Raw genomic sequence first — 13,055 nt, forward strand, 5'->3', positions numbered from 1 at the left:
TCATTTTTTGTATAAATTCGGTAGAGAATAAACGTGGCAAAAAACATTCAAGCCATCCGCGGCATGAACGATTACCTGCCTGGCGAAACCGCCATTTGGCAGCGCATTGAAGGCATTCTGAAACAGGTGCTCGGCAGCTACGGTTACAGTGAAATCCGTTTGCCGATTGTAGAGCAGACCCCGTTATTCAAACGCGCAATCGGTGAAGTGACCGACGTGGTTGAAAAAGAGATGTATACCTTTGAGGACCGCAACGGCGATAGCCTGACTCTGCGTCCTGAAGGCACCGCGGGCTGCGTGCGTGCCGGTATCGAACATGGTCTTCTGTACAATCAGGAACAGCGCTTGTGGTACATCGGGCCGATGTTCCGTCATGAGCGTCCGCAAAAAGGGCGTTACCGTCAGTTCAATCAGTTGGGTGTCGAAGTCTTTGGTCTGCAAGGGCCTGATATTGATGCTGAGCTGATCATGCTGACCGCGCGCTGGTGGCGTGCGTTGGGTATCGACCAGCATGTTAGCCTGGAACTGAACTCAATTGGTTCGCTTGAAGCACGTGCTAACTACCGTGACGCGCTGGTTGCGTTCCTGGAGCAGCATAAAGAGAAGCTTGACGAAGATTGCCAGCGTCGCATGTACAGCAACCCGTTGCGTGTACTGGACTCTAAAAATCCGGAAGTTCAGGCTCTGCTGGATGATGCACCTACGCTGGGTGATTATCTGGATGAAGATTCTCGTGAACATTTCGCTGGCCTTTGCCAATACCTTGACGCTGCGGGTATCGCGTATACCGTGAATCAGCGCCTGGTGCGTGGTCTGGATTACTATAACCGTACCGTTTTCGAATGGGTAACAAGCAGCCTGGGTTCTCAGGGCACCGTTTGCGCGGGTGGCCGTTACGACGGTTTGGTCGAGCAACTGGGTGGCCGTGCGGCACCTGCTGTTGGCTTCGCTATGGGTCTGGAACGACTTGTTTTACTGGTTCAAGCTATCAACCCGGAATTTAAAGCAGAATCTGTTGTCGATATTTACCTGATATCGTCAGGTCAGGGAACGCAAGCTGCAGCGATGCTGTTAGCTGAGCAATTACGTGATCAGGTCCCGGCTATTAAGCTGATGACTAACTACGGCGGTGGCAACTTCAAGAAGCAGTTCGTCCGTGCAGATAAATGGGGCGCGCGTGCAGCCCTGGTGCTGGGTGAAACTGAAGTCGCAAATGGTCAAGTCGTCGTGAAGGATCTGCGCACAGGTGAGCAAACTACCGTTGAGCAAGTAAACGCGGTCGCTCATTTGCAGGCGCTACTGGGTTAATTTCCCCAGTGATAAATCGTTAAGGAGAAGGACTGCGTGGAAATTTACGAAAACGATAACGAACAGGTTGATGCAGTAAAACGCTTCTTTGCTGAAAACGGCAAAGCGCTAGTGGTTGGTGTCGTATTAGGTATTGGCGCACTGGTTGGTTGGCGTTATTGGAACAGCCACCAGGTTGAAAGCTCGATGGCTTCTTCCCTCGAGTATCAAACTGTGACAGATGCTGTGCGTGCCGATCAACCTGCAACACTGAGTGCAGCAGAGAAATTCGCTGCAAGCACGAAGAATACATATGGTGCTTTAGCGTCATTGGAATTGGCTCAGAAATATGCTGATAACAATGATTTGGCGAAAGCAGCAGCTCAATTGCAGCAAGGCCTAAGCAGCACCAGTGATGCAAATTTGCAGGCGCTGATCAACGCACGTCTGGCGCGTATTCAAATACAACAAAAGCAATCTGATGCGGCGCTGAAAACCCTCGACAGTATTAAAGGCGAAGGTTGGGTAGCGATTGTTGCTGATTTGCGCGGTGAAGCGCTGCTCAGCAAAGGGGATAAGCAAGGTGCACGCGATGCGTGGAGCAAAGGCTCACAAACTGATGCTTCTCCAGCCCTGCGCGAAATGATGCAGATGAAAATTAATAATTTGTCGAGCTAAGAGGGACCCGATGCAATTGCGTAAACTACTTGTACCAGGGCTGATTTCTCTGACGCTGCTCAGCGGTTGTTCACTGTTTAGCGGTGAAGAAGACGTGGTAAAGATGTCTCCACTGCCGACAGTTGAAAACCAGTTTGAACCTGAAAAATCATGGAGTACTTCTGTTGGTAGCGGTATTGGTGATTTCTATTCCAATCTGCACCCAGCATGGCAGGACGGCAACATTTACGCCGCAGACCGCCGTGGTACCGTTAAAGCCGTTAACGCGGATGATGGTAAAGAAGTCTGGTCTGTTGATCTGTCTGAAAAGACAAACTTCTACTCAAGCAACCTGCCAGCACTGCTTTCTGGTGGTGTAACGGTTGATGGTGCGCACGTATACGTTGGTAGTGAGAAAGCGCAGGTTTATGCGCTTAACACCTCTGATGGTAGTATTGCGTGGCAAAGCAAAGCTGCAGGCGAAGTCCTTTCTCGTCCTGTGGTCAGCGACGGTTTAGTTCTGGTTCACACCAGCAATGGCCAGCTTCAGGCATTTGATGAAACTGACGGTGCAGTGAAATGGACCGTAAACCTGGATATGCCAGCACTTTCTCTGCGCGGTGAATCTGCACCTGCAATAGCGTTTGGTGCCGCAGTTGTTGGTGGTGATAACGGTCGCGTTAGCGCTGTGTTAATGAAACAAGGCCAACTTATTTGGCAACAGCGTATCTCTCAGGCAACCGGTGCTACCGAAATTGACCGTCTGAGCGATGTTGATACCACGCCTGTCATTGTTAATGGTGTGGTCTATGCTCTGGCATATAACGGCAACCTGACTGCGTTGGATCTGCGTTCAGGCCAGGTGATGTGGAAACGTGAGTTGGGTTCAGTAAACGATTTCATCGTTGATGCGAACCGTATTTTCCTTGTCGATCAGAATGACCGCGTTGTTGCTCTGAATGCTGATGGCGGTGTAACTCTGTGGACGCAAAGCGACCTGCTGCACCGTAATCTGACCTCTCCTGTTTTGTACAACGGTTATCTAGTTGTAGGTGACAGCGAAGGGTATATGCACTGGATCAATGCCGATGACGGCCGCTTTGTTGCTCAACAAAAAGTGGACAGTTCTGGTTTCCAGACTGAGCCAGTTGTTGCCAGCGACAAGCTGCTGATTCAGGCGAAAGACGGTACGTTGTACGCTATCAAGCGTTAAATTTGCCTGAAGTATTTTTAAGTGCGAAACGGTTCCGGTAGTCCAGGAGCCGTTTCCTGTTTTTAGAAACGATGTGATTTGACGTCGTTTGAAGATGAATTTTGAGTTATGAGGTTTTAATCATGGTACCTGTGGTTGCGCTTGTCGGGCGCCCTAATGTCGGAAAATCCACGTTGTTTAACCGCTTGACGCGTACCCGAGATGCGCTGGTCGCGGATTTCCCGGGGCTGACTCGCGACCGCAAGTATGGTCGTGCTGAAGTGGAAGGTCGCGAATTTATTGCTATTGATACCGGTGGTATTGATGGCACGGAAGACGGCGTTGAAACGCATATGGCTGCGCAGTCGCTGTTAGCGATTGAAGAAGCTGATGTGGTGCTGTTTATGGTGGATGCACGTGCTGGTCTGATGCCTGCCGATGAAGCCATTGCTAAACACCTGCGTTCTCGTCAGAAGCCAACCTTCCTGGTGGCAAACAAAACTGATGGCATGGACCCGGATCAGGCGGTTATTGATTTCTACTCCCTGGGTTTAGGTGAAATTCACCCGATTGCTGCTTCTCATGGCCGCGGCGTGACAACGCTTCTCGAACACGTTCTGATTCCTTTCATCGACGAAAAAAATCCGCGTGAGCCGGAAGAAGAAATTGATGAAGATGCAGCCTATTGGGCAGCATTCAATGCTAAACATGGCATTGTGTCTGAAGATGACGAAGAGATTGAAGAAGAGGAAGAAGAACCTTTCAACCCTCAGGATCTCCCAATCAAATTGGCGATTGTTGGCCGTCCGAACGTAGGTAAGTCAACGCTTACTAACCGTATTCTTGGCGAAGACCGCGTTGTGGTTTACGACATGCCGGGCACCACCCGTGACAGCATCTACATCCCAATGGAACGTGATGAACGTGAATTCATTCTTATCGACACCGCGGGTGTACGTAAGCGTGGCAAAATCACGGAAACCGTTGAGAAATTCTCGGTAATCAAAACGCTGCAAGCCATTGAAGATGCCAACGTTGTATTACTGGTGATTGATGCGCGTGAAGGTATTTCCGATCAGGATCTCTCTCTGCTCGGCTTTATCCTGAATAGTGGGCGCTCACTGGTAATTGTGGTCAACAAGTGGGATGGCTTGAGCAACGAAGTCAGAGAGCAAGTTAAAGAAACGCTGGATTATCGTCTGGGCTTTATCGACTTTGCTCGCGTGCACTTCATCTCTGCGCTGCATGGCAGCGGTGTGGGCAACTTGTTTGAGTCCGTTCGTGAAGCCTATGACAGCTCAACGCGCCGTGTAAGTACTGCGCTGCTGACGCGTATTATGTCTATGGCTGCTGAAGATCACCAGCCGCCGTTGGTACGTGGCCGTCGCGTTAAGCTGAAATATGCTCACGCCGGTGGTTATAACCCACCAATTGTTGTGATTCACGGTAACCAGGTAAAAGACCTGCCAGACTCCTACAAACGTTATCTGATGAACTACTTCCGCAAATCGCTGGATGTAATGGGTACGCCAATCCGTATTCAGTTCAAAGAAGGGGAGAACCCGTTTGCTAACAAACGTAACACTCTGACACCGAACCAGTTGCGTAAGCGCCAGCGTTTGATTAAACACATCAAGAAAAGCAAATAATTCGTCGCGGAGATAACCGCTTACGAAGAGTAAAAAACCCGGTTTTTACACCGGGTTTTTTTATAACCGTTATTCCTTAATTTGATACTTACTTTGCAGTTCACTCAAACGTTGTTGATAAGAGCCTGCAAGGCATGCGTTTTTATCATCTTCCTTCCAGCACTCATTTCTTCCTTTAATCCATCCACGCTGCTCGGCTTTAATCGTTGAATTATTATGGGATTTTGCCAGCGCCTGTTTGTAGGTTTCGGTCAACTTAAGATCCATTGCTGATAGCGTGGTGCTTTGGCAGATAAGGTCTTCCATGCTGCCTTTAGTTACCGCAGCACAAGAAAATGATGGGCCAGCATTCGTTGTGGTTTTCTTCTGCGCAGCCGGCGCAAAACTTACTTCATCCTCGGCTAAACAGACACCATGGATACGGTTTGGACCTGTATAAGAAATGTCAGGGTTGCCTTCTGTTGAACGCATAATACTGATAACCGTTTTTCCACTGGTTGCCTCCCAATAGGTTGGGCTGCTCTGTTTAATCGTCGCTTTTTGGCCATCAACCCAAACGCCACCATTACCGTCGCTGTATACGCCCCCAGTTTTTCCGCAGCTAAAATTGAATGACTGTGGAGGAGTTGCGAATGAAGCCAGGGGAAGTAGGGCAAGCGCAATTAACGTTAGTTTTTTCATTCTCAAACCTTTAGATGAAGCCGATGATATTCAGTTGATAGTTATAATATAAGTAGCAAATCCATACCCGACAAGTCATAAATCCATATTCAGCACATATCATTTACATAATATGATTATCTTTAAATAACTCCCTCCTGAATTTTAATGAAAAATAATTTATTTCTAACATAAATGAAGGTAAGGGGTTTTAATTTATCACTGATACATTTTAGTGATGTTGAAACCTTGATTTTATCTTCTTTGCTATGTATTAATTATACAAAATAAAACACATAAATACGCGGTGAGAATGTTAATGGCTATCCTGCAGGGAATAAAATATGTTGTGATAATGTTTGCTTCTTTGTTATCTTTTTTTGCAAAGGCTGATGACTTAATTCAAAACATTAAAAACAGCCACAGTATAACCTTGTCGTATTTAGATGGAGAATTTCCTTTCTCTTATACGCTTGCAGGTAAGCCTACTGGTGTGGCAATTGATTTATGTGAAAGCGTTGCGCAGCATATCAGCAAGGAGATGGGCGGCACGCCGCTTCAGATTAAGTGGATTAAAGTGGCCCCGGCAGCACGCTTCCAGTCATTGATAAACCACCAGTCTGATATTGAGTGCTCGAACATTACAAACTCTATCGAGCGCCAGCAATATCTCTTGTTTTCTATACCTTATTTTTACGCATCCACCGCATTTATTTCCCACAAAGCTAATCACCTCAGTAACACGAAAGTGCTCTCCGGCCACACCATTTTCGTTACATCAGGTGATATAGCGGTGCAAGCGGTGACGAAACTCAATACTAAATTAGGTTATTCACTTTTCACTCATTTAACTCAATCAGCGCTTTCCGGCTTTGAAGATATGAAATTGACAGACAACTCCGTATTTGTTGCTGATGATATTTTGCTGTATTCGCTTAGGGCAACGAGTTCGAATCCCGAAGAATATGCTCTTTCCAATGATAATCTCATCGATGCACAACCCTTTGCTTTAGCGTTATCCCATGAATCCCGCACTCTACAAAAAGAAGTTAACAATGCGATGATGGAAATATTTGCTGAAGGTGAATTTAACAGAATATATAACAAATGGTTTTTATCCCGTATTTCGCCAGATAATATATTGATTAACATGCCAATGTCGGAGAAGTTGAAGAAGGATATTGCAAAATGGAGCGCTGAGTTTCCTGGGTTACCGGGAAAACAATAGTTTTCTTAATATCCATTAAAATACAAAAATAACATAGCCCACTTTATACATGCTCATTTCTGCCCGGTAAGCGGTCTGACTTTTTGGTGCAAAGCGGGCTTATAACTTTCCCTTTCAGTTTTACACCAGTTAAACGACGCAAAAATGCCTGCTCTAGTAACCAGGTGAGTTTAAATGCGCCTGCATGATGACTTAGTCCTTCCGGGCGAATATTAGAAATACAGTTGCGTTCTGACCCCAGGCGTTTGCGCTCCGGTTCGCTGCATCGTAAGCCTCTTGCATCAGAGCCAGATTAATTCCCAAACCACTTTTGGCGGCTTCGGTTCCCGCTACAGACTGAAAACTAAGTCCACGGGTGCGCCACGTTCAATCAGCTGCAGTGTTACACCCTTTCAGGGAGTCATGTTGCGACATTTGGGGGAGAGCAACGTCAAAGCGTTGTTGGTGCTTAATGATCGGTTTGTCTTTATCATTAACCCAATAAGTTATTGCGGTTTAAGCCGCAGACTGTCGTTGAATGTAGTCAGGAGTGATGATGGAAATGAAATGCCCAAACTGTGAAAAACAGTTGCTGCAAACAGACTCAGGTGCGCACTGCGAAGCCTGCCAGCAGGATTTTCACCTGGAAGCCCGCTGCCCGGATTGCCACAAACCGTTGGAAGTCTTAAAAGCCTGTGGGGCCGTCGACTATTTCTGCCAGAACGGCCACGGATTGATTTCAAAAAAACGTGTTCAGTTCGTGCCTGTTGCTAACTAAGTTCTAACTTTTCGCCGTAACTTTACGCTTGCGAACAGGTTTCACCGGTGTAATGCCGGTGACCTGGCTTTCCACCCACCCATCTTCCAGACGCGTTGTTAGCGTATCTCCGGACTGCACCTGTTTGGTTTTCTTCAGCACTTTTCCATCTGTCGCCGTTGTCACACTGTAACCACGTGCAAGCGTTGCCAGAGGGCTGACTGCTTCAAGCTGGACGATAGCGGTGCCAAAGCGCTGCCGGGTATTATTCAGCCGTGCGGTAACGACTTGCGATAAACGGTATTCAAGCTGTTGCAAGCGAGTTTGAGCGCGATGGATTCGTGACTGAGGCTGCTGCTGATTCAAACGCTGCATCAAACGTTGCTGCTGCTGATTGCTGCGGCGCAGTTTTGCGTCCATCGCGACATTTAAGCGTTGCTGCAAGCGCTCAAGCGTCGTTTGCTGACGCGCTAAACGCAGCTGCGGATGCTGCTGTTGTAAACGGTGATACAAACGAGTGAAACGCTGCATGCGCTGGGCGAGATAGTAATCCATCGCCATTTCCATACGCTGTTGGTGAGACTGAATCTGGCGCAGGAGTTCTGTCTGATTACGACTGATAATTTCCGCCGCAGCGGAAGGGGTCGGCGCGCGAATATCTGCCACAAAATCGGCGATCGTGACGTCAGTTTCATGCCCTACGGCGCTAACGACCGGAATCGCACTCGCGAAAATCGCCCGTGCAACGCGCTCATCGTTAAAGCTCCACAAGTCTTCCAGAGAACCGCCGCCGCGTCCGACAATCAGCACATCACACTCTTTGCGAAGGTTGGCAAGCTCGATGGCGCGAACGATTTGCAATGGCGCATCGTTGCCCTGTACCGCAGTCGGGTAAATGATCACTGGCAAAGAGGGGTCACGACGTTTGAGCACATGCAAAATGTCATGCAGCGCAGCACCGGTTTTTGACGTGATGACGCCAACCTGGCGTGCAGGCGTAGGCAATGGCTGCTTGTGAATTTGGTCGAACAAACCTTCAACTGTGAGGCGTTGTTTTAATTCTTCATACTGCTGCTGCAACAGCCCTTCGCCAGCAGGCTGCATACTTTCCACGATTATCTGGTAATCGCCACGCGGCTCGTAAAGCGTGATGGTGGCACGCACTAAAACCTGTTGCCCATGTTGCGGGCGGAAAGTTACACGCCGATTGCTGTTGCGAAACATCGCTCCGCGAATCTGAGCCGTATCGTCTTTAAGTGTGAAGTACCAGTGACCGGAAGCTGGTTGGGTAAAGTTGGAAATTTCACCGCTGATCCATACTTGCCCCATCTCTTGTTCCAGCAGCATGCGGACCGTCTGATTCAGGCGGCTGACGGTAAAAATTGATGGAATATTTATCGTTGACATGTGACCTGGATCAAATTCTAAATCAGCAAGTTATTCGGTCGATAGTACCTTCCATATCGTACTTGGCAAGGAGTTTTCTGAAAAAAGTGTGGATGCAATCGATTCCGCTCTGTATAATGCCGCGGCAATATTTTATCTGTTCTCATTCACCCCAGGTTGAGATATTGCCATGCTACGAATCGCTAAAGAAGCACTGACGTTTGATGACGTTCTCCTCGTTCCAGCTCACTCTACAGTTCTGCCTAACACGGCCGATCTCAGCACCCAATTGACCAAAACTATTCGTTTGAATATTCCTATGCTGTCCGCAGCAATGGATACCGTAACGGAAGCCCGTCTGGCCATTGCATTGGCTCAGGAAGGTGGACTTGGTTTCATTCACAAAAACATGTCGATTGAACGCCAGGCTTCTGAAGTCAAACGCGTCAAAAAACACGAAAGTGGCGTTGTTACTGACCCACAGACCGTGCTGCCGACAACCACCCTGCACGAAATTAAAGAACTCACCGAGCGTAACGGCTTTGCGGGTTACCCTGTCGTGACCGAAGGTAACGAACTGGTTGGTATTATTACTGGCCGTGATATTCGTTTCGTTACCGATCTGAGCCAGCCTGTTAGCGTGTACATGACTCCGAAAGAGCGTCTGGTTACCGTGAAAGAAGGCGAAGCGCGTGATGTCGTGTTATCCAAAATGCACGAAAAACGTGTTGAGAAAGCGCTGGTTGTAGACAGCAATTTCCATCTGCTCGGCATGATCACCGTAAAAGACTTCCAGAAAGCAGAACGTAAACCTAACGCCTGTAAGGACGACCAGGGCCGCCTGCGTGTTGGGGCAGCCGTTGGCGCAGGTGCGGGCAACGAAGAGCGTATCGACGCTCTGGTAGCCGCTGGAGTCGATGTTTTACTGATTGACTCCTCTCATGGCCATTCCGAAGGCGTTCTGCAACGTATTCGTGATACTCGTGCTAAATATCCTGACCTGCAAATCATCGGCGGTAACGTCGCGACTGCAGCTGGTGCACGTGCTCTGGCTGAAGCCGGTGTGAGCGCGGTTAAAGTGGGTATCGGTCCTGGTTCAATCTGTACTACTCGTATCGTTACCGGCGTAGGTGTTCCGCAAATTACTGCGGTTGCTGATGCTGTTGAAGCACTGGAGGGGACGGGCATTCCCGTTATCGCTGACGGCGGTATCCGTTTCTCTGGTGACATTGCTAAAGCCATCGCGGCTGGCGCATCTGCGGTAATGGTTGGCGGTATGCTGGCAGGGACTGAAGAATCTCCAGGTGAAATCGAACTTTACCAGGGCCGTTCTTTCAAATCCTACCGCGGTATGGGTTCTCTGGGCGCGATGTCCAAAGGCTCTTCTGACCGTTACTTCCAGACTGACAACGCAGCCGATAAACTGGTACCGGAAGGTATCGAAGGTCGTGTGGCGTACAAAGGTCACCTGAAAGCGATAGTTCACCAGCAGATGGGCGGCCTGCGTTCCTGCATGGGTCTGACCGGCTGTGCTACCATCGACGACCTGCGTACCAAAGCGGAATTTGTACGCATCAGTGGTGCGGGTATTCAGGAAAGTCACGTGCACGATGTGACGATTACTAAAGAGTCCCCAAATTACCGCATGGGCTCCTGATTCTCCTCGCCTGGCTTTATGCCAGGCGATTTTCTTTCTCTGTTTCACTTGCCTCGGAATAAGCGTCAATGACGGAAAATATCCATAAACATCGCATACTTATCCTTGATTTCGGTTCTCAGTACACTCAACTGGTTGCACGCCGTGTGCGTGAACTGGGCGTTTACTGTGAGCTGTGGGCATGGGATGTCACGGAAGCACAGATTCGTGAATTCAATCCAAGCGGTATCATCCTTTCTGGTGGCCCGGAAAGTACTACTGAGCTGAATAGCCCACGTGCGCCTGAATATGTGTTTACTGCAGGTGTACCCGTGTTTGGTGTGTGCTACGGCATGCAGACCATGGCGATGCAGCTTGGCGGCCATGTTGAAGGTTCCAACGAACGTGAGTTCGGCTATGCGCAGGTTGAAGTGAAAACTGACAGCGCACTGGTTCGCGGCATTGAAGACTCCCTGAGTGCAGACGGCAAACCTTTGCTGGATGTCTGGATGAGCCACGGCGATAAAGTCACCGCGATCCCTTCTGACTTCGTCACCGTTGCAAGCACCGAGACTTGCCCGTTTGCGATTATGGCAAACGAAGAAAAACGTTTTTATGGCGTGCAGTTCCACCCGGAAGTGACCCATACCCGCCAGGGCCAGCGTCTGCTGGAGCGTTTTGTTCTGGATATCTGCGGTTGCGAAGCACTGTGGACTCCGGCAAAAATTATCGAAGACGCGATTGTTCGTTTGCGTGAACAAGTGGGCAACGACAAGGTGATTCTTGGCCTGTCTGGTGGCGTGGATTCATCCGTTACCGCCATGCTGCTTCACCGCGCGATTGGCGACCGTCTGACTTGTGTGTTCGTGGATAACGGCCTGCTGCGTTTGAATGAAGCTGAACAAGTGATGGATATGTTTGGCGACCACTTCGGCCTGAATATTATTCACGTTAAAGGCGAAGAGCGTTTCCTGTCCGCATTGAAAGGCGAGAACGATCCAGAAGCGAAACGTAAAATCATCGGCCGCGTGTTTGTTGAAGTGTTTGATGAAGAAGCACTGAAACTGGAAGATGTGAAGTGGTTGGCGCAGGGCACCATTTACCCGGACGTTATCGAATCAGCGGCTTCTGCCACCGGTAAAGCACACGTCATCAAATCTCACCACAACGTGGGCGGCTTGCCGAAAGAGATGAAGATGGGTCTGGTTGAGCCGTTGCGTGAACTGTTCAAAGACGAAGTGCGTAAAATCGGCCTGGAGCTGGGTCTGCCGTACGACATGCTTTACCGTCACCCGTTCCCGGGGCCAGGTCTTGGCGTGCGTGTGTTGGGCGAAGTGAAGAAAGAGTATTGCGACCTGCTTCGCCGCGCTGATGCTATCTTCATTGAAGAGCTGCATAAAGCCGATCTCTACAACAAAGTGAGCCAGGCGTTCACCGTGTTCCTGCCGGTGCGTTCTGTTGGTGTTATGGGCGACGGTCGTAAATACGATTGGGTTGTATCACTGCGTGCAGTTGAAACCATCGACTTTATGACCGCGCATTGGGCACATCTGCCATACGATTTCCTTGGCCGTGTATCCAACCGCATTATCAACGAAGTTAACGGCATTTCCCGTGTGGTTTACGATATTTCTGGCAAACCGCCAGCAACTATCGAGTGGGAATGATTTCGCGTCTGGCAACAGCTGGTACCGATAAGCATTAAAAATACCTAAGTCCGCGTAATTGCGGGCTTTTTTGTTTTTATGTCTGGCACTTTCTGGCAGCTGTTAGCAACGGGAATCACGGTTTTTTCAATGGGATTTTTGATGGTACTCTCTGGTTTCGAATTCAGGTTTGAAAAAGTACCATGTGATAAATTTCGGTTGAGTTATGGTATTTGTTTTTTATAAATCAATTAAAAACAGATAGTTAAATAACTTTTCTGAATTTTTTACAACATGGTATTTTTTGATAAAGGAAAACAATAAACCATGTTGACTGACACCAGGCTGCGTCACCTTAAGCCGAAGGAGAAACTCTATAAAGTTAATGATCGTGATGGTCTATATGTTGCGGTGACTCCGGCTAGAACAATCTCATTTCGTTATAACTATTCAATAAACGGAAGACAGGAGACCGTTACATTTGGCCGCTATGGTGTGGGAGGGATCACGCTTGCAGAAGCGCGTGAACGGCTCAATGAAGCTAAAAAAATGGTTGTCGGTGGAAGATCGCCTGCGAGGGAAAAAGCCAGAGATAAAGCGCGTATCACAGATGCGGAGACTTTTGGTGCGTGGGCCGAGAAATGGTTACGCGGTTATCAAATGGCAGAATCGATGCGTGATATGCGGCGTTCGGTATATCAAAGGGAGTTGAAGTCAAAATTTGCGCAGCAGAAATTGACCGAGATTACACATGAAGACTTACGCGCATTAACCGATAACATTGTCGAGAGAGGGGCACCGGCGACAGCTGTGCACGCCAGAGAGATTGTATTGCAAGTCTATCGCTGGGCTATTGAGCGCGGTCAGAAGGTGGATAATCCAGCTGATTTGGTACGGCCTGCAAGCATAGCGAAATTTGAGCCTCGTGACAGGGCATTGACGCCAATTGAAATCGGTCTGATGTATCTTAAACTGATC

10 protein-coding genes and 3 pseudogenes are annotated in these 13,055 nt (G+C 48.7%); 9 read left to right on the top strand and 4 right to left on the bottom strand.

Annotated elements, in window-relative coordinates:
* Positions 1-33: 33 nt before the first annotated feature.
* The 4 genes from hisS (at position 34) to der (ending at position 4,785) form a co-directional block, all read left to right on the top strand.
* Positions 34-1,308, top strand: coding sequence for a histidine--tRNA ligase (gene hisS / locus EDF88_RS12490; protein WP_134184945.1), 1,275 nt, complete (start codon positions 34-36; stop codon positions 1,306-1,308).
* Positions 1,309-1,344: 36 nt separating this feature from the next.
* Positions 1,345-1,965, top strand: coding sequence for a YfgM family protein (locus EDF88_RS12495; protein ID WP_034459176.1), 621 nt, complete (start codon positions 1,345-1,347; stop codon positions 1,963-1,965).
* 10 nt (positions 1,966-1,975) lie between these two features.
* Positions 1,976-3,157 carry an outer membrane protein assembly factor BamB gene (gene bamB, locus EDF88_RS12500; RefSeq protein WP_064513038.1) on the top strand — a complete coding sequence of 394 codons (1,182 nt, stop codon included), beginning with the start codon at positions 1,976-1,978 and terminating at the stop codon, positions 3,155-3,157.
* Positions 3,158-3,279: 122 nt separating this feature from the next.
* Positions 3,280-4,785 carry a ribosome biogenesis GTPase Der gene (der, locus tag EDF88_RS12505; RefSeq protein WP_064513036.1) on the top strand — a complete coding sequence of 502 codons (1,506 nt, stop codon included), beginning with the start codon at positions 3,280-3,282 and terminating at the stop codon, positions 4,783-4,785.
* A 69-nt stretch (positions 4,786-4,854) separates the two neighbouring features.
* Here der and EDF88_RS12510 read toward each other — a convergent pair whose 3' ends face one another.
* Positions 4,855-5,466: a lysozyme inhibitor LprI family protein gene (locus EDF88_RS12510; RefSeq protein ID WP_134184947.1), complete on the bottom strand. Its 612-nt coding sequence runs from the start codon at positions 5,464-5,466 to the stop codon at positions 4,855-4,857.
* A 298-nt stretch (positions 5,467-5,764) separates the two neighbouring features.
* On the opposite strand from EDF88_RS12510, the gene EDF88_RS12515 reads away from it, so the two are divergent.
* Entirely contained in the window at positions 5,765-6,673 is a 909-nt protein-coding gene (locus EDF88_RS12515) for a transporter substrate-binding domain-containing protein (RefSeq protein ID WP_166671972.1), read from the top strand.
* A 53-nt stretch (positions 6,674-6,726) separates the two neighbouring features.
* On the opposite strand, the pseudogene EDF88_RS12520 reads toward EDF88_RS12515, so the two are convergent.
* Both EDF88_RS12520 and eutB read right to left on the bottom strand, forming a co-directional pair.
* Positions 6,727-6,956 (bottom strand): annotated as a pseudogene (locus EDF88_RS12520) (ethanolamine ammonia-lyase light chain EutC); the annotation flags it as partial.
* Positions 6,932-7,056: pseudogene (gene eutB / locus EDF88_RS12525) on the bottom strand (ethanolamine ammonia-lyase subunit EutB); the annotation flags it as partial. The pseudogenes EDF88_RS12520 and eutB, both read right to left, overlap by 25 nt.
* Positions 7,057-7,208: 152 nt before the next feature.
* Between eutB and EDF88_RS12530 the strand changes: the two are divergent.
* On the top strand, positions 7,209-7,430 hold the full coding sequence (locus EDF88_RS12530) for a zinc ribbon domain-containing protein (RefSeq protein WP_064513030.1): 222 nt from the start codon (positions 7,209-7,211) through the stop codon (positions 7,428-7,430).
* 3 nt (positions 7,431-7,433) lie between these two features.
* Here EDF88_RS12530 and xseA read toward each other — a convergent pair whose 3' ends face one another.
* Entirely contained in the window at positions 7,434-8,816 is a 1,383-nt protein-coding gene (gene xseA / locus EDF88_RS12535; RefSeq protein WP_134184951.1) for an exodeoxyribonuclease VII large subunit, read from the bottom strand.
* 169 nt (positions 8,817-8,985) lie between these two features.
* Between xseA and guaB the strand changes: the two genes are divergently transcribed.
* The 3 genes and pseudogenes from guaB to EDF88_RS12550 all read left to right on the top strand — a co-directional run.
* Complete coding sequence (gene guaB / locus EDF88_RS12540) at positions 8,986-10,452, top strand: IMP dehydrogenase (RefSeq protein ID WP_064513024.1); 1,467 nt, start codon at positions 8,986-8,988, stop codon at positions 10,450-10,452.
* Between the two features lie 68 nt (positions 10,453-10,520).
* Positions 10,521-12,098 (top strand): glutamine-hydrolyzing GMP synthase, encoded by a 1,578-nt coding sequence (guaA, locus tag EDF88_RS12545; protein WP_064513022.1) that lies wholly within the window; start codon positions 10,521-10,523, stop codon positions 12,096-12,098.
* Between the two features lie 306 nt (positions 12,099-12,404).
* Positions 12,405-13,043 (top strand): annotated as a pseudogene (locus tag EDF88_RS12550) (Arm DNA-binding domain-containing protein); the annotation flags it as partial.
* Positions 13,044-13,055 lie beyond the last annotated feature (12 nt).

This window comes from Buttiauxella sp. BIGb0552, from assembly GCF_004366275.1.
GTDB lineage: Bacteria > Pseudomonadota > Gammaproteobacteria > Enterobacterales > Enterobacteriaceae > Buttiauxella > Buttiauxella gaviniae.

Excerpts from the sequence above, each read along its gene's own strand:
- bamB (WP_064513038.1), top strand. The coding sequence starts at position 1,976 with ATGCAATTGCGTAAACTACTTGTACCAGGGCTGATTTCTCTGACGCTG.
- der (WP_064513036.1), top strand. The coding sequence starts at position 3,280 with ATGGTACCTGTGGTTGCGCTTGTCGGGCGCCCTAATGTCGGAAAATCC.
- EDF88_RS12510 (WP_134184947.1), bottom strand. The coding sequence starts at position 5,466 with ATGAAAAAACTAACGTTAATTGCGCTTGCCCTACTTCCCCTGGCTTCA.
- EDF88_RS12515 (WP_166671972.1), top strand. The coding sequence starts at position 5,765 with ATGGCTATCCTGCAGGGAATAAAATATGTTGTGATAATGTTTGCTTCT.
- EDF88_RS12530 (WP_064513030.1), top strand. The coding sequence starts at position 7,209 with ATGGAAATGAAATGCCCAAACTGTGAAAAACAGTTGCTGCAAACAGAC.
- xseA (WP_134184951.1), bottom strand. The coding sequence starts at position 8,816 with ATGTCAACGATAAATATTCCATCAATTTTTACCGTCAGCCGCCTGAAT.
- guaB (WP_064513024.1), top strand. The coding sequence starts at position 8,986 with ATGCTACGAATCGCTAAAGAAGCACTGACGTTTGATGACGTTCTCCTC.
- guaA (WP_064513022.1), top strand. The coding sequence starts at position 10,521 with ATGACGGAAAATATCCATAAACATCGCATACTTATCCTTGATTTCGGT.